The sequence below is a fragment of the uncultured Tenacibaculum sp. genome (assembly GCF_947502995.1).
Taxonomy (GTDB): Bacteria; Bacteroidota; Bacteroidia; order Flavobacteriales; family Flavobacteriaceae; genus Polaribacter.
This window is the reverse complement of the sequence record NZ_CANNBW010000014.1, coordinates 21,798-40,590: the sequence shown is the minus strand read 5'-3', so window position 1 is coordinate 40,590 and position 18,793 is coordinate 21,798. Positions and strand designations below refer to the sequence as shown.

Below are 18,793 nucleotides of genomic sequence, written 5' to 3'. Positions count from 1 at the left end.
GTCTAAAAAACCAACTATGATAATGAAAAATATACGCTATGCTTTTTGCTTGTTATTTGTTGTTTATTCTGGAATTTCACAACAAAATGATATCAACAAAAACAACATTACTTCACAAAAACGACTTATTGTTAAGTTTAAAAATTCAGGAGCTAAAAGTAAAAGTCAAGTTTTCTCTAAACTCAACCAAACGCTTAACGTAACTAAAATTGAATCTATACATAACTTCAATAAAACTTTTTTATTAGAGCTAAATAATGAAGAAAATTACAGTGAAATTGTTTCAGAATATCAAAATACTGGACTATTTGAATATGTAGAAATAGACCAGATAGGAGAAGGACATGGTAAAGCTGTATTAGCTCCTAACGAACCATTATTTAATCGTCAATGGAGTTTTATAAACGATGGAAGTTTTTCTTTGTCTCCATCTAAACCTGATGCAGATGTAGATATGGATCTTGCTTGGGAACTAACAACTGGTGATCCTAATATAGTTGTTGCTGTATTAGATAGCGGTATAAAAACTAATCATCCTGAATTTGAAAATAGGTTTTGGATTAATGAAGATGAAATTCCTGGAGATTTAATTGATAATGATAATAATGGTTTTGTTGATGACTATAGAATTGGTTGGGATTTTGTTGAAAATAACAACTCACCAGATGATCATCACGGACATGGAACTAATGTTGCTGGTATTGCTGTTGCAACAGGAAATAACAATATTGGGTATGCAGGTGTAAACTGGAACTCTAAAATAATGATATGTAGAGTTTTAGACAGAGAAAACAAAGGCTTTTATACACATTGGGGAAGAGCTATAATTTACGCAGTTGATAATGGTGCTCATGTAATTAATTTATCTGCTGGTGGTGTAGATCCTTCAAATTTTTTAAAGGAAGCAATCGATTATGCCTACAGTAAAAATGTACCTGTAATAGTTTCTGCAGGAAATAAAAACACCTCGGTAGAATATCCTGCTAGATACGAAAAAGCTATTGCTATTGGAGCTACAAATTCTAGTGATAGAATTGCTCGCCCATTTTCTTGGAGTAGTACTAGTGGAAGTAATTATGGCCCTCAAATTGATTTTGTTGCTCCTGGAAATTATATCTATGGTTTAAACAATGCTTCAGATACAAACTACAATTATTATTGGAGTGGAACTTCTCAGGCTGCTCCTCATGTAGCCGGTTTAATATCACTTATGTTATCTCTAAATAAAGATTTAACTATAGATGAAATAAATACGGTTTTAAGAAATACTTCTGAAGATAAAGTTGGAGGAAATTCTGATTTACCTGGTAAAGATGATTTCTTTGGTTACGGAAGAATCAATGCGTATGAAGCATTAAAAAGTAATATGGTACTAAGTACAGAAGACATAAATAATACTATTAAAAATGACTTTGTAATATATCCTAACCCTAATAAAAACGGTGATGACTTATTTATAGCTAATAGACAAAGTAAAAAATTTAATGCTGTAATTTATAATACACTTGGACAAATTGTTTCTGAAATAAACACTAATAAAGCTTCTGAAGCTTACAAAATATCAAGTTTAGAAAGTGGAACTTATTTTCTAAAAATTTTCAATATAGAAAACTCTCCAAAAACTATTATCAATAAAAAACTAATAATCAAGTAGAAAGACCATAAAATTAATATTACAACTCATAAAAATTTAAATTTCTTTAACTTATTAACTTTAGTTTTATGAAATACTCTTAAGTTTCGTTGAAAGGAAAAAATCTGTAGATGAACGAAGGGATAAAAAGCTATCTTTTTCTTTAAATTGAATACATAACTTTTTAATCCCCAATCTTATGCGTAAATATTTACTATTACTTATTACATTTTTTATTTTTCAATTTTCATCTGATGCGCAACTTAAGGCATCAAAACTAATAGACAATGCGTTAATCAAAGCTAAAGAAGAGAGTAAATATGTATTTGTAAATTATAGAGTAGAATCATGTGAATTAAGTAAAAAACTTGAACACCAAATGACAAACGAAACTTGTAAACCTTTGTACAATACAAGTTATATTGTTGTAGATATTGTGTTGACTGAAGAAAAAGCGAAGACTTATTTTGGTTCTAGAAATGACATGGCTGAAACTAATTCAAAAGTAAAAGGTTTTCCATTTTGGTACATATTAGATAATGACGGAAATTTTATTGAAATGTCTTATGATGCAAATGGTAATAATATCGGATATCCAACTACGAAGAAAAAAGTAGACGAATTTATTAAAATAGTAGGTAAAACTTCTAAACTCACAAAAAGTAAACTTAATATCCTAGCTAATACATTACACGAACAAAATAACGAACAGTTACTTTCAGGAAAGTAAATCTGTACTTTTAAGAATAAAAAAACTCCCTAGTTAGGGAGTTTTTTTTAGTTCAATTTTTTTGCGTTTTTAACTTTCTGTTTTGTTAATGCTATATCGATTACTTCACTCATTTCTGTCACGTAATGAAACTTTAATCCTTTTAAATAACTCTGATTAATTTCATTAACATCTTTCTTATTATCTGCACAAAGAATAATCTCTTTAATATTAGCTCTTTTAGCAGCTAATATTTTTTCTTTAATTCCTCCAACAGGAAGTACTTTACCTCTCAAAGTAATTTCACCAGTCATAGCTACTTTATTTTTTACTTTGCGTTGTGTAAATACAGAAACTAAAGAAGTTAACATGGTAATACCAGCACTTGGTCCATCTTTAGGAGTTGCTCCTTCAGGAACATGAATATGTACATCGTATTTATCTAAAACTTCAGGTTTAATTCCAAAGTCTTCAGCATTAGACTTAATATATTTCATTGCTATTGTAGAAGATTCTTTCATTACTGTTCCTAAATTTCCAGTAATTGATAAAGCACCTTTACCTTTAGATAAAATAGATTCAATAAATAAAATATCTCCTCCAACGCTAGTCCAAGCTAAACCAGTTACAACACCTGCTGTGTCATTATTTTCATATTTATCTCTTTCTAATCGAGCCGGACCTAAAATAGTTTCAATATCTTCAGAAGTTAAAGCAATATTATACTGTTCTTCCATAGCAATAGATTTGGCTGCATAACGCACAACTTTTGCTACTTGTTTTTCTAAACCACGAACACCAGATTCTCTAGTATAACCTTCAACAATTTTTTCAATTTGAGCTTTTCCTAGTTTTAAATGTTCATCATTTAATCCATGCTCTTTTAATTGTTTAGGCAACAAGTATTTTTTAGCGATTTCTGTCTTTTCCTCAATTGTATATCCAGTAACATTAATAATTTCCATACGATCTCTTAAAGCCCATGGAATTTGATTAATATTATTTGCAGTTGCTATAAAAAGTACTTTCGATAAATCGTAACCTACTTCTAAATAATTGTCATAGAACTCTGTGTTTTGTTCAGGATCTAAAACTTCTAACATTGCTGAAGAAGGATCACCTTGGTGACTCTGACCTAATTTATCAATTTCATCTAATACAAATACAGGATTAGAAGTACCAGCCTTTTTTAAGTTTTGAATTAAACGTCCTGGCATCGCTCCAATATAAGTTTTACGATGTCCTCTTATTTCTGCTTCATCTCGTAAACCTCCTAAAGACATACGAATATATTTACGTCCTAAAGCTTCTGCAACAGATTTACCTAAAGACGTTTTACCAACTCCCGGAGGTCCGTATAAACAAATAATTGGAGACTTCATATCTCCTCTTAACTTTAAAACTGCTAGATGCTCAATAATACGCTCTTTAACCTTTTCTAGTCCGAAATGATCACGATCTAAAATCTTTTGCGCTTTTTTAAGATCAAATTTATCCTCAGAATATATTCCCCAAGGTAACTCTAATAATAACTCTAAATAGTTACGCTGAACACCATATTCTGCCATTTGAGGATTCATTCTACGAAGTCTATTTAATTCTTTATCGAACGTCTCTCCTACTTCTTTAGACCACTTTTTATCCTTCGCCTTGGCTTTCATTTCCTCTAACTCTTGGTCATGAGAAACGCCGCCTAATTCTTCTTGAATTGTTTTTAACTGCTGATGTAAGTAATACTCACGTTGTTGTTTGTCTAAATCAGATCTTGTTTTAGACTGAATATCGTTACGTAGTTGTAACTTTTGCAATTCTTTATCTAAATTCTTTAGTGTTAAAAGCGCTCTTTCTTTTAAATTATCTTTCTCTAAAAGAACCTGCTTTTGTCCAACACTTAAATCCATATTTGATGAAATAAAGTTCACCAAAAATGAATTAGATTGAATATTTTTAATTGCAAAAGAAGCCTCAGAAGGTAACATCGGATTTTCTTTAATTACTTCTAAAGACAACTCTTTAATAGAATCGATAATAGCATCAAATTCTTTTTTATCGTCGATATCTCTTTCTTCAATTGCTTCAGTAACCTTAGCTCTCATGTAAGGTTCTTGTTGAATCATTTCAGTAATTTCAAATCGTTTTTTACCTTGTATAATAACTGTAGTATTACCGTCGGGCATTTTTAAAACTCTTAAAATCTGTGCAACAACACCAGTATGATAAATATCCTCGTAAGTAGGATCTTCAACTTCGCTATTACGTTGTGCTACAACTCCAATAGTTTTGTTTCCTTTATTAGCATCTTTTATTAACTGAATTGATTTATCTCTTCCTGCTGTAATTGGAATTACAACACCTGGAAATAAAACTGTATTTCGTAATGGTAAGATTGGTAATTCACTAGGAATTTCCTCATTGTTTATTATTTCTTCATCTTCTGGAGTTAATAAAGGAATTAACTCAGAATCTTCATTCAACATATCTTGTAAAGACAAATTGTCTAAATGTATAATTTTTGATTTACTCATAGTATGAATATCTGTCAATATGACATTGATTTCGTTATTTTCTTATTCACGGAATTGCTCTTTTACAAACAAACAACTGAAATTCAGTGAAATAAATTAAAAATATTAAATATTTTCAATAATAGATGTCAATAGTTATGCCATTTAAATATTAATTTTACGTAACAAAAAAATAAAAAGACCGTCATACTTTTTAAGTCGATTAAACAACAAACTATGAAAACCAAACTTTTAATATTAGCAACTTTATTACTTTTAAGTTGTACTTCTAAAATAAATAATGATGATTTTATTTCTAAAGCTGAAGGTAGGTACTTTTTTAACGCAGATGAAATCATAGAAGTTTACTTTAAGGATAAAGAACTGTTCTTAAAATGGAGAAATTCTGATCTTAAACCCTTAAAGGTAAATGATAGCACTTTTTATGCTAGAGAACTAAATGAAAAACTAATTTTTAATACTTCTGATTCTAAAATTGTTTTAGCAGAAAAAAGAGAACATAAAGATGAAAAGTTAGTCTTTGTTAAATTGAAAGAAGGAGAAAAAACACCTACAGAATATTTAAAGGAAAATAATTTTGAAATGGCTTTAAAAGGCTTTCTTTCAATTAAAGAAAAAGACAGTTTAAGTCCGGTAATTAGACAAAGAACTATAAACCGAAAGGGATATGCTTTTCTTAAAAACAATGAAATAGATAAAGCAATTACTACGTTTAAAATTAATATTGAATTATATCCTAAAAGCTCTACATGTTACTATAGTTTAGGAGATGCATTTCTTGAAAAACAAGATACAACTAAAGCTATTACATATTACAATAAAGCTTTGAGTATTAATCCTGAAAATAGAAGAGCAAAAAAAAGTTTAAAAAGACTTAAAAAAGAATAGTTTTGGAAACATTAAGATATCCTATTGGAAAGCCTAATTTACCTAAAAAAATTACTCAAACAGAAATTGATAATTGGATTACAACACTAGCTGCTTTTCCAGAAAAACTAGAACACTTAGTTAAGCATTTAACTGCAGAACAACTAGACACTCCTTACAGAGAAAATGGTTGGACTATACGACAAGTTATACATCATTGTGCTGATAGTCATCATAATTCATATACTCGTTTTAAGTGGACTTTAACCGAAAATACTCCAGTAATTAAAGCTTATTATGAAGATCGTTGGGCTAATCTAGATGACACAAAACATGGACCAATAGGGTTATCAATTAATAGTTTAAAAGCTTTACATGCCAAATGGGTTTATTTTTTAAAAACATTATCTAACGATGATTTAGATCAATATTTTATTCATCCTGAAGGAAATGAAAAAGTATCTTTGAGAGAAAATATTGGTATTTATGCTTGGCATTGTGATCATCATTATGCTCACATAGAAAACCTAATTATAAAAAAGAATTGGAAATAATTTTTATGAATTTAGATGAAATTATAACTCATTGGAAAAAATCTGATATAAAATTAAATAACGCTTCTTCTATTGATGAAATCCTTGAGTTAGAAAAGATCTTAAACTTTAAATCCCCTTCTAGTTTCAAGTATTTATATTCTAGAATTAATGGATTTAAAGATTATGATTCTAATGAACATATATTTACTATTTATCCTTTAGAAAGAATTCAGCTTGAATATTTTGAGAATCAAAACATAAATTTTATCCCTTTTTGTGATTATTTAATCAACAGTCATCAAATAGGTTTTTCTAAATTAGACTCAAAAATTTATATAAACTACAATACTGAAAATAATTTTAATGATTTAGTAGCTAATACTTTTGAAGAAAGTTTAGTTGAAATAATTAATAACTCTGATAAAATCTATTAAATAATTTATTTTCTATGGAATCAAAATAAAAATGGCAATACCAACAAATACAACTATTTGAAGCCATTTTAAAAATACACCGACTTTATTGTTCTTTTTAATTATCTCTGAAATAGCTCCTGCTAAAATGGCTATAGTAGAAAAAATCACAAAAGAAACTAGAATAAATATTCCTCCTAAAACGTAAAATTGATATACTGTAGAGATTGTATCTGAAAATAAAAATTGAGGAAAAAATGCTAGAAAAAAGATAGTCACTTTAGGATTTAAAACATTCATCCAAAATCCTGTTTTAAATAACGATAAAGTCGATTTCTTTTGAACATTATCTGTAGAAAAAGTAATATTCGCATCACTTTTGAATACTTTATAAGCTAAAAATAAAAGATATAAAGCTCCAAATAACTTGATTACAAAAAATAAATTATCGTTAGCTTTAATCACCTCTGAAACTCCAAATGCAACTAAAGTTGTATGAATAATACAACCTGTCATTAAACCTAAGACAGTAGCAAGTCCATATTTTTTTCCATTTACAATACTTTGTGTTAGTACGAAAATATTGTCTGGTCCTGGCGATATAGCTAAAGCCATTGTAGATAAAGCAAAAGAGATTAAAATTTCTATCATTAGTTTACAATTTCAAAACAAATATACACAGTAAAATCACCTTTATAAAAATTACTAATAAAACGTTAATTAACAGTGGTTAACAATAGTTAACTATAAAGAAAATACAATTGCTATAGGTTTGTATCATAATTAATTTTAAAATAAAAGAATATGAAAAATTTAATCATTTTAATCGCCTTTTTAACTAGCACTTTAACTTTTGCTAATGACATTACTATTCCTTCTAAAGAATTAAAAAAAGAATTAAGAACTGAAATCGTTAAACTATTAAATAACGAAAAACCCGATATTAATCTAGATTTTACAGTTAAAGTAGATTTTATGATTAATGAAAAAAATGAAATTGTAATTATAGATATTAATACAAGTGATACGGTAATCGAATCATTCCTTAAGAGAAAATTAAATTATAAAGCGATACAAGCTTCAACGATAAGCAAAGGAAAAATTTATCAATTGCCTATTAAATTTGTTAAGCAATAATTGTTAATCAAAAAACTCATAACCGAATTGGTTATGAGTTTTATTAAGTTTTAATATTTTTTCAAAATTGCTTTATTAATTCGTTTTATAAGCAATGGGCCTTCGTAAATAAAACCTGTATAAATTTGAACTAAATCTGCTCCGGCTTCAATTTTTTCTAAGGCATCTTTTTCAGAATGAATTCCTCCTACTCCTACAATTGGAAATGCTTTATTTGAATTATCAGCTAAATATTTAATTACACGAGTACTTTTAGATTTAATCGGCTGTCCACTCAAACCTCCATTACCAATCTCTTTTAATCGTTCTTCTGAAGCTTTCAAACCTGTTCTATCCACAGAAGTATTAGAGGCAATAACTCCATCTATTTTTGTTTCAGCAACCAAATCGATAATTTCATCTAACTGATTATTATTTAAATCTGGTGCTATTTTTAATAAAATTGGCTTCTGTTTTTCTTTAGAACTATTAATTTTTTGAACTTCTGTAATTAATTCTTTTAAGTATGCTGCATCTTCTAATTTTGCATGACTTGATACATTCGGACAACTTACATTCAACACAAAATAATCTACATAAGGATGTAATTCTTCAAAACAAACTGTATAATCCTCTGTATAGTTTTCTGGTTTTGTAGCAGTATTCTTTCCTATGTTTCCTCCAATAATTACTTTTCCTTTATTCTTTTTTAACTGTGATATAGCTGCAGATAATCCTTCATTATTAAACCCCATTCGATTAATAATACCTTTATCGTCTTTTAGACGAAATAATCTTTGTTTTGGATTACCAACTTGACCTTTTGGAGTAACTGTACCTATTTCGATAAAACCAAAACCGAAATTAGCAAGCTCGTTATACAATACTGCGTTTTTATCGAAACCAGCAGCTAAGCCTACTGGGTTTTTGAATGTTAATCCGAATAAGTTTCTTTCTAATCGTTTATCATTTACTTGGTAAAGTCCTCTAAAAATAGATGAAACAAACGGAATTTTAGACATTACTTTTACCAAAGAAAAAGTGAAATGATGAATCTTTTCTGGATCGAAAAGAAAGAAAATAGGGCGAATTATTGATTTATACATATTATTGATTTGACCAGTTTATAACTTCTTCCTTTTTTGAAAACTCTGGATAATTTTGTTTTAATGTTTCAAAAAGTATTTCTTTAGGAAGTTCAAAATCTTTTACAAAAGTATCTAATATAGATATTGCTTCTTTTAAATTATCTTTTTCAATATAAATACTTAACAGACTATCATATGCATCCATAAAATCTGGATAAATATTAGTTACTTTTTTAAATAAAGTTTCAGCTTTTTCAAGATCTTTTTTTAATAAATATACATTCCCTTTCATGTAATCTAAAAATGGATCTCCATTAAGTGCAGCATTTAATTTATCTAAAACTACAATAGTTTCATCATATTTTTCATTTAATATCAGTTTATCCATAGATATTAAATAAAGACTTATATCGTTTGGAAATGATTTTTCGTAATCAGTAATAGCTTTTGTGTATGCCTCATTAGATACTTCTCCTGCAAGTCTGATTCCTGTTAATTTAAATATCTTTTTTTCTTTAGAAGAACTACTTATACTTTCATATGCTTTTTTTGCTTTATCTACTTCTCCTCTATTTAAGAATACTTTAATCTCATTCATTTTCATCAAATCACTCATAATAGATTTATTAGTACTAGAATTACTTAAAATTCCTTGACTTAATAAAGCTCCCATATATATAGACTTGAACGTATCGCTTAAATATTCACCTGTTATATAAATATAAGTATCAATTATCTTATAATTTCCGTTATCCTTTTTAAGCAAATGTTTATGATAATTTACTCCTTGACCATAAAGTCTAAATAATAAATAATGATCTCCATCTTCTTCAATTAATTTTAAGAACTGATAAGTAGCATCATTTTCTATCTCACTTTTTATTAAAGCTCCGAAATCAAAACTTGAAGAAAAACCACTATAAAAAGATTTATTAAAACTCTTTATTTTTTTACTCTTCGTTTTTTTAAGTAAAAAACGATCTCCCATTTCTTTAACATCATAAATACTATTTATAAATTCAGTATTTCCATTAGCTAAAGTTTCTTCTATTTTTTTTCCTAAATTTTCTAATTCTTCTTTTTGTGCATTAATTGTTAATCCACAAATCATTATTAATATTAAAACAACTTTTTTCATTTTCATTCTTATTAACTATTAAAAAAAAGCTCCCAATGGGAGCTTATCTATTTATCTTAATTCTGCACCAACATTCTTTTCGAATGTTTGCTGTAATTTTTGCATTATTTTATCGATCTGCTTATCATTCAATGTTTTATTTTCATCTTGTAAAATAAAACTAACAGCATACGATTTTTTTCCTTCAGGTAAATTCTCACCTTCGTAAACGTCAAATAAGTCTACTTCTTTTAAAAGCTTTCTTTCAGATTGAAAAGCCAAATTGTAAATTTCTTTAAATTCAACTTTGCTATCTAATAATAAAGCTAAATCTCTTTTTACTGCAGGGAATTTAGGTAAATCGGTAACTTTTATTTTCTTCTTACCCACTAATCCTAAAATAACATCCCATTTAAAATCTGCAAAAAGAACTTCTTGCTTAATAGAGAACTCTTTTAATATTGAACGTTTAACAACTCCGAACTCTACTAATTTTGTTTTACCTAAACTTAATGTTAATCCTTCAGAGAATACCGATGATTTTACTGGTGAATTCTTTAAGTTTGATAAACCTAATCGGTTAAAAATACTAGTAATTACTCCTTTTAAATAAAAGAAACTAGATGTTTCAGAAGCTATTTTCCAATTATCTTTTAATTTATTTCCGGTAACAAATAATGTTAAGTGTTTATCTTCTTGGTAACCTGATTCATATTTATGATAGGTTTTTCCTAATTCAAAGAATTTTAACGCATTATTCTTACGGTTAATGTTATAAGAAATACTTTCTAATCCACTAAATAATAATGATTGGCGTAATACTTTTAAATCATTACTCAATGGATTTAACATTTCTACATTAAAGCTCTCATTTAAATCTTCAGATAAGCCAATATAATCTGCCTTTGTTAATGAATTCGCCATAGTTTCATTGAAGCCTAAAGCAACTAAATGATCTGAAACTATGTTTTCAACTTTAACTTGAGTATCATTATCAAAAGATATCGAAGTATTTAATTTATGAGAAAACTCAATATTGTTATATCCGTAAACTCTTAAAATTTCTTCAATGATATCTGCTTCTCTTTGAACATCAACTCTGTAAGAAGGAATAACTAAACCTAAACCAGCTTCTGTAATACTATTAATTTTGATTTCTAGTGAAGCTAAAATATTTTTAATCGTCTCCTTTGGAATATCTTGACCAATTAATTTATAAACATTTTCAAACGATAAGAATACTTCAAAATCATTAACCTTCTCAGGATAGAAATCCATAATATCTGAAGACATTTTTCCTCCAGCGTATTCTTCAATTAATAATGCTGCTCTTTTAATCGCATATTTCGTTTGATTAATATCGATTCCTCTTTCAAATCTAAAAGAAGCATCTGTATTTAATCCGTGTCTTTTAGCTGTTTTACGAACAGAAACAGGATTAAAATATGCGCTCTCTAAGAAAACAGTAGTTGTATTTTCTGTAACTCCAGATTTTAAACCTCCGAAAACACCAGCGATACATAAAGGATTCGATTCAGCATCACATATCATGATATCTTCAGCTGATAATTCTCTTTCAACTTCATCTAAAGTGGTAAATTTAGTACCTTCCTCTAAAGTTTTTACAACAACTTTATTTCCTTTAATTTTTGAAGCATCGAAAGCATGTAAAGGCTGACCTAATTCATGTAAAACATAATTTGTGATGTCTACAATATTATTTTTAGGAGCAATTCCTATTGCTTTTAATCTATTTTTTATCCATTCTGGAGAATCTTTTACTTCAACATCAGTAATCGTGATTCCACAATATCTTGGCGTTAATTCTTTATTTTCAACTTCAACATCAATCTTTAATCTTCTTTCATCAACATGAAAATCAGAAACTGAAGGTGAAATTAATTCTAATTTCACGTCGTTTTGTAACAAACCAGCTCTTAAGTCTCTTGCCACTCCATAATGGCTCATTGCATCTGCTCTGTTAGGAGTTAATCCAATTTCAAAAACATGGTCAGTTTCTATTTTAAATACATCGGCACAAGGAGTTCCTGGAACTAAAGATTCATCTAAAATCATAATTCCATCATGACTAGATCCTAAACCTAATTCATCTTCGGCACAGATCATACCATGACTCTCTTCACCTCTGATTTTTCCTTTCTTAATTTTAAAGCCTTCTCCTTTTTCGTCGTATAACATTGTTCCAATGGTAGCTACAGGAACTTTTTGTCCAGCATCTACATTAGGTGCTCCACAAACTATTTGTACTGGTTCACCTGTTCCTAAATTAACAGTAGTAACTTTAAGTTTATCTGCATTAGGATGTTTTTTACATGTTAGAACTTCACCAACAACAACACCTTTTAAACTTCCTTTAATACTTTCTTTAAGTTCAATCCCCTCAACTTCCAGTCCTAAATCCGTCAATAATTCCCCTATCTTTTCTGGATTCCAGTCAAATTGTAAAAATTGTTGTAGCCAGTTATATGATATTTTCATTTTTTAGTCTAGTATTTAGCCTGCAAATTTACATTTTTTCTGAAGATTATCTTGGAATAAAATACCATTTTCGAAAGTGTTAATAACTTCTTAAAAATTAACACTTTATTAATGTTTTATTAACATATCGATATGTTATTTGTAATTGATTAAACCCAACATAACTACATAATGAAAAAACATTTGGCTCTTTTAATGCTGATGACTTCTTTGTCAGTATTAGGACAAATACCGTCGTACTATAACGATGTAAACTTAAACTTAACCGGTTCTAGCCTTAAAGATGAACTTGCTACCAAAGTAATCAGTACTCATAATAACTTTTTAAGTTATACACCAGGCGTTTGGAACGCTTTAAAACAAACTGATTTAGACCCTACTGACCCAACTAAAGTACTTTTAATTTACGGTTGGAATGATACGGATTCTGATATTACTAATGATAGAACTCGTGGTAGAGATGATAATGGCGGAGGAAGTGGCGTATGGAATAGAGAACATGTATATTCTAAATCACTAGCAAACCCTAATTTAGGAACATCTGGTCCAGGTGCTGATGCTCATAACTTAAGACCTTGTGATGCTCAAAGAAATTCTTCGAGAAGTAATCGTAAATTTGCTGCAGGATCTGGTACTCCATCATACATTACTTCACAAGGAAACTGGTACCCTGGAGATGAATGGAAAGGAGATGTTGCTAGAATGATGATGTATATGTATATACGTTACGGAAATCAATCGCTTCCTATTAACGTTGGAGTTGGAACTACAGTTGCTACTGATCCAAATATGATTAGTCTGTTTTTACAGTGGAATGCTGAAGATCCTGTATCTGATTTAGAAAAACAAAGAAATCCAATATTAGAACAAGAACAAGGAAATAGAAATCCTTTTATCGACAATCCTGCTTTTGCTACTCAAATTTGGGGAGGACCACAAGCAGAAGATTTATTTGGTAATTCTGGAGGAAGTGACACACAAGCTCCGACAAATCCTTCTGGGCTAATTGCATCTAACACCACACAAACTACTACTGACTTAGCTTGGACAGCTTCTTCTGATAATGTTGCAGTCACAGGATATAATATATTTAGCGGAACTACTCAAATAGGTACAACAACTTCAACTTCATTTAATGTTACTGGATTAACAGCAGGAACAGCTTATACTTTTTCTGTAAGAGCTTTTGATGCTGCTGGTAATGTTTCTGCTAACAGCAATGGAGTAAATGTTGTAACTACTTCTAGCGGATCTGGAGGATCTGGAACTACTACAGAATTAATAATTTCTGAATATGTAGAAGGTTCATCTTTTAATAAAGCTATAGAGATTGCTAATTTTACTGGAAGTACTGTAAACTTATCTGGATACTCTTTAAGAAAAACTACAAATGGTGATAATTCTTGGGGAAGTACTTTAAATTTATCAGGACAGTTAGCTAATGGTGAAGTTTATGTTGTAGCTCATGTGAGTGCTTCTACTACAATTACAAGTAAAGCTGATCAAACTATTAGTGCTGGAGCAATGAATTTTAATGGTAATGATGCTGTTGCATTATTTAAAAATAACTCTTTAATAGATCTTGTTGGTACTCCTGCAAGCAGTGCTAATTTTGGTAAGGATGTTACTTTACAACGTAAATCATCTGTAACTTCACCTAATACATCGTATACAACTTCAGAATGGAATTCTTTAAGTTCAAATACAATTTCTGATCTTGGAACTCATACTATAGATGGTGGATCTACACCTACTCCAGATACACAAGCACCTACTTCTCCATCTGGACTTACAGCTTCCAATACAACTCAAACTTCTGTTAGTTTAGCTTGGAATGCTTCAACAGATAACACAGCAGTTACTGGTTATGATGTTTACCAAGGATCTACAAAATTAACTACAGTTACAACATTAAATTATAATGTAACTAACTTGAATGCTAATACTGTATATTCATTCTCTATAAGAGCTATAGATGCCGCTGAAAATACTTCTTCTGCAAGTAATACTGTTAATGTAACAACATTAGAAGCACCAGATACTCAAGCACCAACAATACCAACTGGATTAACTGCTTCAAACATTACAGAAACTTCCGTGAGCCTATCTTGGAATGCTTCAACAGACAATAAAGGTGTTACAGGTTATGAGGTTTATAGAGGGTCTACAAAAGTTACAACAATTACTACATTAAGTTATAATGCAATAAATTTAAATCCTGATACTTCGTATAGTTTTTCTATCAGAGCTATAGATGCTGCTGGAAATACATCATCAGCTAGTAATACTGTTAATGTGACAACTTTACCTTCAACTCCTGTTCTAACATATTGTAATTCTAAAGGAAATAATGTAAACTATGAATACATAGACAATGTAGCTATAGGTGGTATAACTAATAATACTGGTGCAAATGCTGGATATGGTGACTTTACCAACTTAATAGGAAATTTGAACTATGGTAGCAATACTATCGTAGTAAGTGCAGGTTTTGTTAGCTCTTCTTATACAGAATATTGGAGTGTTTGGATTGATTTAAACCAAAATGGAACATTCGAATCTAATGAACAGTTAGTAACTGGTTCTTCTTCTAGTTCTGGTAACTTATCATACAACTTCTCTATTCCTAGTTCAGCTAAATTAGGAAATACAAGAATGCGAGTTTCTATGAAATGGAATGGAGCTCCAACAGCGTGTGAAACGTTTAGTTATGGAGAAGTGGAAGATTACACTGTAAATATTGGTACTGCCGCAAGAACGTCTGAAGTGTTAACTAGTATAGAAATTGATGGTGAATTAGGTAATGAAGCTCCTATTTTTGATGCTAAAGTTTACCCTAATCCTGCTGTTAACTTCTTGAAAATCTCATTAAGAGATAAAAGAGATGCTTCTTTCAAGATTATTAACACTATTGGTCAAACAGTTTTAAATGGTAAAGTAGATGAAAATATTGATGTTAGTAACTTATCTAAAGGTTTACATATCTTAGAAGTAAATGACGGTCAAAGATCATTTATTAAAAAGTTTATTAAGAAATAAATAAAACTTTACATTCTCAAAATAAAAAAACTCGGATGAAATCATCCGAGTTTTTTGTGTTATAACTTTACTTTCTGAATACTTTATTAAAATAAAGAAGTAATTATTTCATCTATAGTAATTCCTTCAGCTTCTGCTTTGTAATTTTTAACAACCCTATGTGATAGAATTGGTACAGCTACAGCTTGTACGTCTTCAATATCAGGTGAATATTTACCATTAACTGCCGCATTTGCTTTAGCTGCTAAAATTAGATTCTGCGAAGCACGAGGACCTGCTCCCCAATCAATATATTTTTTAACTAAATCAGTAGCTTTATCAGATTTAGGTCTAGTTTTTCCAACTAAACTAACTGCATATTCTACTACATTATCTGCTACAGGTATCTTACGAATTAACTTTTGTATCTCAACAATTTCTTGAGCATTAAATAAAGCATTTACTTTTAACTCATTAGTTGTTGTTGTATTTTTTACCACTTCTACTTCTTCTTCAAACGAAGGATAATCTAAATTTATAGAAAACATAAAACGGTCCAATTGAGCTTCAGGTAATGGATAAGTTCCTTCTTGTTCTATTGGGTTTTGAGTAGCTAATACAAAAAACGGTAAATCTAATTTGTAATGATGACCAGCTATAGTTACAGAACGTTCTTGCATTGCTTCTAATAAAGCTGCTTGAGTTTTTGGTGGTGTTCTGTTGATTTCATCTGCAAGAATGATATTAGAAAATATTGGTCCTTTAATAAACTTAAACTTTCTAGTTTCATCTAAGATTTCACTACCTAAAATATCTGAAGGCATTAAATCTGGAGTAAACTGAATTCTATTAAAATTCAACCCTAATGCATCTGATATTGTATTTACTAATAAAGTTTTTGCTAATCCTGGTACACCAATTAAAAGTGAATGACCACCACAAAAAATAGATAGTAATGAGAAATTAACGGCTTCTTTTTGACCTATAATTACTTTACCTATTTCTTGCTGTAACTGTTGATATTTAGTTACTAAATTATTAACTGCAGCAACGTCTGACATTATTGATTTTCTTTTTTCCAGTTAGATTTAAAAGTACATTTTTTGTAATCACTTCCAATCTTAACATAAGTTTCTAAAATTTTGTCTTTTGACCATTTAGCAATTGTTTCTTCTTTTTTCTTTACTAGAGCTAATTTCTGAACTTTAACATAATCATCTACTAAATCAGCTTTATGCGTATTTGTTCTATTTCTCATGTATAATAACTTATACATTTTCTCTCCTGCTCTTGTTTCGTCATAAAAAACTTCAGAAAACTCTCCTTTTTGTAACTCATTAATTCTACCATATAAAGCAGGATCCATTCTTGTTAAATCGAAAGTAGACTCTCCTGTGTATGGATTTAATATTAATCCTCCACTGTTTTTTGTTTCATCATCTTGTGAATGATCGTCAACTGCCTTTTCAAAAGTTAACTCTCCAGCGATAATATCTTTTCTAAGTTTTTCTAATTTTTCTTTCGCATCTTTTAATTTATTCTCTTCAATTTCAGGTTTCATAACAATGTGAGAAACTTCTCTACCATTACCTTTAATTTTGTGTAGTAAAATAATATGATATCCGAAAATAGACTTAAATGGCTCAGAAATTTGACCTTCATCTAAAGAAAAAGCAACTTCCTTAAACTCTTTAATAAATTGTGTATCTTTTGTAATTGTTCCTAAATTACCACCATTTCTTGCAACAGAAGGGTCATTTGAGTTTACAATTGCTTTTAACCTAAAACTAGCATCATTCTCTTCTACATCTTTCTTAATCTCGTTAAGCTTAGCTATAATTCTCTCGTTTTCTTCTTTAGTTGGTTCAGCTTTTAAAACTATCTGTGCTAATTCTACTTCTGCTGGAAATTCAGGTAATTCATTTTTTTCTTTTAAACCATTAAAATATAAACGAACTTCTTCTGGAGTTAAATCTACATCACCAGTAATTTTTTGTTGTTCTTTTTCTATTAAGATTTCTTCTTTTTGAACACGCTCAAGCTCCTTAATTAAATCTTCTTTGTCATTAAATCCATAAACTGCTATAGCCTCTTTTTCTCCACCATGTTGTCTTATAAAGAAGTCAATAGTTCTTTTTACTCTGTCGTCAATTTCAGCTTTTGATGCAGTAACACTATCCACAACAGCATGATGAGCAAGTAACTTACGATCCATCAATTGCTCTAACATTTGACAATCAGTAATTTTTATTTTTCCTTCACTCTGTGTTTCAATCTCTTTTTTAAACTTTTCAATATCTGAATTTAAAACAACATTCTTACCAACAACTACTGCTACACCATCTATCTTATTCTTTTGAGCTCCTGCAAAAATTGGAGCTAATCCTAAAATCATTACAATACTAATACTCTTTAAATTCATTGTTTTTAATTGCATCATTAATCAACGTTTTTTCTATCTCTCTTACTAATTCTATTTTACGTTTATGTAAAATAAGTTGCTTTATATTACTTCTAATGTAACTCAAAGGAGCAATCTCGTTTCTCTTTAGCACATTATTCACAGCGACCAAATATACTCCTAAACTATCTTCTTTCTGAATGAATTTGGATTTTTTTAACAGTTTTTCTTTCGATTCATATCTAAATGGCGGGATTTTTAACAAAACATCATCATAGCTTACCCAAGATGAATCTCTCAACATATAATCTTTAAAATTAATCGTTAAGTTTTCTAAATCTTCTAAATCCTCTACTGTAGTAGATTGAAACTTTTTTATCGCTTCTTTTTTATCTAAAAAATCTTTACCAAAATAAATATACTTTAACTGAAGTAATTCTTCATTCAATCTGAAGTTATCCTTGTTATTTGTGTAGTATTTCTGAATTGATTGTTCTGAAATAATAGTATCCAGCTGTTGATTTATCAAAGTTTCCTTATAGCCATTTATATATAAGCTTTCTTTGTAATTTTTTACGAGCTCATTAATTTGTTTGTTATTAACATCAGAAATATTTTCTTCAGCTTTTTTTAACAACAATTGCTCTTTAGCCCAAGTATTTATGTAGCTTTTAATTAAAACTAAACTGTCATTTTTAGAAGTTCCTCTCGGCACAACATTAGCGACATCAGATAAGTACAAGTTTACTTCTCCTACAGAAGCAACTACTGGTTCATTATCACTATCGGTATCAGTAGATATAAATTCTTTTATTTTATCACATGATAGAAATGCTAAAAAACAAAATGTAAAAATGACCTTCTTCACTAA

Annotated in this window: 15 protein-coding genes; 7 read left to right on the top strand and 8 right to left on the bottom strand. The window is 29.3% G+C overall.

What is annotated here, in order from left to right:
• Positions 1 to 22: 22 nt before the first annotated feature.
• Positions 23 to 1,654, top strand: coding sequence for a S8 family serine peptidase (locus Q1A46_RS12660; protein ID WP_299679108.1), 1,632 nt, complete (start codon positions 23 to 25; stop codon positions 1,652 to 1,654).
• Positions 1,655 to 1,832: 178 nt separating this feature from the next.
• Positions 1,833 to 2,363: a hypothetical protein gene (locus tag Q1A46_RS12655; protein WP_299679105.1), complete on the top strand. Its 531-nt coding sequence runs from the start codon at positions 1,833 to 1,835 to the stop codon at positions 2,361 to 2,363.
• 47 nt (positions 2,364 to 2,410) lie between these two features.
• On the opposite strand, the gene lon is transcribed toward Q1A46_RS12655, so the two are convergent.
• Positions 2,411 to 4,867 (bottom strand): endopeptidase La, encoded by a 2,457-nt coding sequence (lon, locus tag Q1A46_RS12650; RefSeq protein ID WP_299679102.1) that lies wholly within the window; start codon positions 4,865 to 4,867, stop codon positions 2,411 to 2,413.
• A gap of 216 nt (positions 4,868 to 5,083) precedes the next feature.
• Here lon and Q1A46_RS12645 point away from each other — a divergent pair, with 216 nt between their 5' ends.
• From Q1A46_RS12645 to Q1A46_RS12635, 3 genes are read left to right on the top strand one after another with little or no spacing between them, the layout of a single operon-like run.
• Positions 5,084 to 5,755 carry a lipopolysaccharide assembly protein LapB gene (locus Q1A46_RS12645; RefSeq protein WP_299679099.1) on the top strand — a complete coding sequence of 224 codons (672 nt, stop codon included), beginning with the start codon at positions 5,084 to 5,086 and terminating at the stop codon, positions 5,753 to 5,755.
• 2 nt (positions 5,756 to 5,757) lie between these two features.
• Positions 5,758 to 6,288 carry a YfiT family bacillithiol transferase gene (locus Q1A46_RS12640; RefSeq protein ID WP_306420520.1) on the top strand — a complete coding sequence of 177 codons (531 nt, stop codon included), beginning with the start codon at positions 5,758 to 5,760 and terminating at the stop codon, positions 6,286 to 6,288.
• Positions 6,279 to 6,704, top strand: coding sequence for an SMI1/KNR4 family protein (locus tag Q1A46_RS12635; RefSeq protein WP_299679096.1), 426 nt, complete (start codon positions 6,279 to 6,281; stop codon positions 6,702 to 6,704). Before Q1A46_RS12640 ends, Q1A46_RS12635 begins: the two co-directional genes overlap by 10 nt.
• A 12-nt stretch (positions 6,705 to 6,716) precedes the next feature.
• Here the strand turns inward: Q1A46_RS12635 and Q1A46_RS12630 are convergent, their stop codons facing one another.
• Positions 6,717 to 7,334 (bottom strand): LysE family translocator, encoded by a 618-nt coding sequence (locus Q1A46_RS12630; protein ID WP_299679093.1) that lies wholly within the window; start codon positions 7,332 to 7,334, stop codon positions 6,717 to 6,719.
• Between the two features lie 153 nt (positions 7,335 to 7,487).
• Here Q1A46_RS12630 and Q1A46_RS12625 point away from each other — a divergent pair, with 153 nt between their 5' ends.
• Positions 7,488 to 7,820 carry a hypothetical protein gene (locus Q1A46_RS12625; RefSeq protein WP_299679090.1) on the top strand — a complete coding sequence of 111 codons (333 nt, stop codon included), beginning with the start codon at positions 7,488 to 7,490 and terminating at the stop codon, positions 7,818 to 7,820.
• 50 nt (positions 7,821 to 7,870) lie between these two features.
• On the opposite strand, the gene Q1A46_RS12620 is transcribed toward Q1A46_RS12625, so the two are convergent.
• The 3 genes from Q1A46_RS12620 to pheT are packed head-to-tail and all read right to left on the bottom strand — an operon-like array spanning position 7,871 to position 12,503.
• Positions 7,871 to 8,905 (bottom strand): quinone-dependent dihydroorotate dehydrogenase, encoded by a 1,035-nt coding sequence (locus Q1A46_RS12620; RefSeq protein ID WP_299679087.1) that lies wholly within the window; start codon positions 8,903 to 8,905, stop codon positions 7,871 to 7,873.
• Position 8,906: 1 nt separating this feature from the next.
• Positions 8,907 to 10,025, bottom strand: a complete 1,119-nt coding sequence (locus Q1A46_RS12615; RefSeq protein WP_299679084.1) for a lipopolysaccharide assembly protein LapB — start codon at positions 10,023 to 10,025, stop codon at positions 8,907 to 8,909.
• A 51-nt stretch (positions 10,026 to 10,076) separates the two neighbouring features.
• A complete protein-coding gene (gene pheT, locus Q1A46_RS12610) occupies positions 10,077 to 12,503 on the bottom strand; it encodes a phenylalanine--tRNA ligase subunit beta (protein WP_299679081.1) in 2,427 nt (808 codons plus the stop codon).
• 171 nt (positions 12,504 to 12,674) lie between these two features.
• Here pheT and Q1A46_RS12605 point away from each other — a divergent pair, with 171 nt between their 5' ends.
• Positions 12,675 to 15,542, top strand: a complete 2,868-nt coding sequence (locus tag Q1A46_RS12605; protein WP_299679078.1) for an endonuclease — start codon at positions 12,675 to 12,677, stop codon at positions 15,540 to 15,542.
• An 86-nt stretch (positions 15,543 to 15,628) separates the two neighbouring features.
• Here the strand turns inward: Q1A46_RS12605 and Q1A46_RS12600 are convergent, their stop codons facing one another.
• The 3 genes from Q1A46_RS12600 to Q1A46_RS12590 are packed head-to-tail and all read right to left on the bottom strand — an operon-like array spanning position 15,629 to position 18,790.
• On the bottom strand, positions 15,629 to 16,582 hold the full coding sequence (locus Q1A46_RS12600; RefSeq protein ID WP_299679075.1) for a MoxR family ATPase: 954 nt from the start codon (positions 16,580 to 16,582) through the stop codon (positions 15,629 to 15,631).
• On the bottom strand, positions 16,582 to 17,961 hold the full coding sequence (locus Q1A46_RS12595) for a peptidylprolyl isomerase (protein WP_299679072.1): 1,380 nt from the start codon (positions 17,959 to 17,961) through the stop codon (positions 16,582 to 16,584). The genes Q1A46_RS12600 and Q1A46_RS12595 overlap by 1 nt, the downstream gene beginning before the upstream one ends.
• On the bottom strand, positions 17,924 to 18,790 hold the full coding sequence (locus Q1A46_RS12590; protein WP_299679069.1) for a hypothetical protein: 867 nt from the start codon (positions 18,788 to 18,790) through the stop codon (positions 17,924 to 17,926). The genes Q1A46_RS12595 and Q1A46_RS12590 overlap by 38 nt, the downstream gene beginning before the upstream one ends.
• Positions 18,791 to 18,793 lie beyond the last annotated feature (3 nt).

Bases quoted from the DNA above. Each gene is read 5' to 3' on its own strand.
- Q1A46_RS12600 (WP_299679075.1), bottom strand. From the start codon at position 16,582: ATGTCAGACGTTGCTGCAGTTAATAATTTAGTAACTAAATATCAACAG.
- Q1A46_RS12615 (WP_299679084.1), bottom strand. From the start codon at position 10,025: ATGAAAAAAGTTGTTTTAATATTAATAATGATTTGTGGATTAACAATT.
- Q1A46_RS12630 (WP_299679093.1), bottom strand. From the start codon at position 7,334: ATGATAGAAATTTTAATCTCTTTTGCTTTATCTACAATGGCTTTAGCT.
- Q1A46_RS12620 (WP_299679087.1), bottom strand. From the start codon at position 8,905: ATGTATAAATCAATAATTCGCCCTATTTTCTTTCTTTTCGATCCAGAA.
- pheT (WP_299679081.1), bottom strand. From the start codon at position 12,503: ATGAAAATATCATATAACTGGCTACAACAATTTTTACAATTTGACTGG.
- Q1A46_RS12660 (WP_299679108.1), top strand. From the start codon at position 23: ATGAAAAATATACGCTATGCTTTTTGCTTGTTATTTGTTGTTTATTCT.
- Q1A46_RS12605 (WP_299679078.1), top strand. From the start codon at position 12,675: ATGAAAAAACATTTGGCTCTTTTAATGCTGATGACTTCTTTGTCAGTA.
- lon (WP_299679102.1), bottom strand. From the start codon at position 4,867: ATGAGTAAATCAAAAATTATACATTTAGACAATTTGTCTTTACAAGAT.
- Q1A46_RS12595 (WP_299679072.1), bottom strand. From the start codon at position 17,961: ATGATGCAATTAAAAACAATGAATTTAAAGAGTATTAGTATTGTAATG.
- Q1A46_RS12625 (WP_299679090.1), top strand. From the start codon at position 7,488: ATGAAAAATTTAATCATTTTAATCGCCTTTTTAACTAGCACTTTAACT.
- Q1A46_RS12655 (WP_299679105.1), top strand. From the start codon at position 1,833: ATGCGTAAATATTTACTATTACTTATTACATTTTTTATTTTTCAATTT.
- Q1A46_RS12645 (WP_299679099.1), top strand. From the start codon at position 5,084: ATGAAAACCAAACTTTTAATATTAGCAACTTTATTACTTTTAAGTTGT.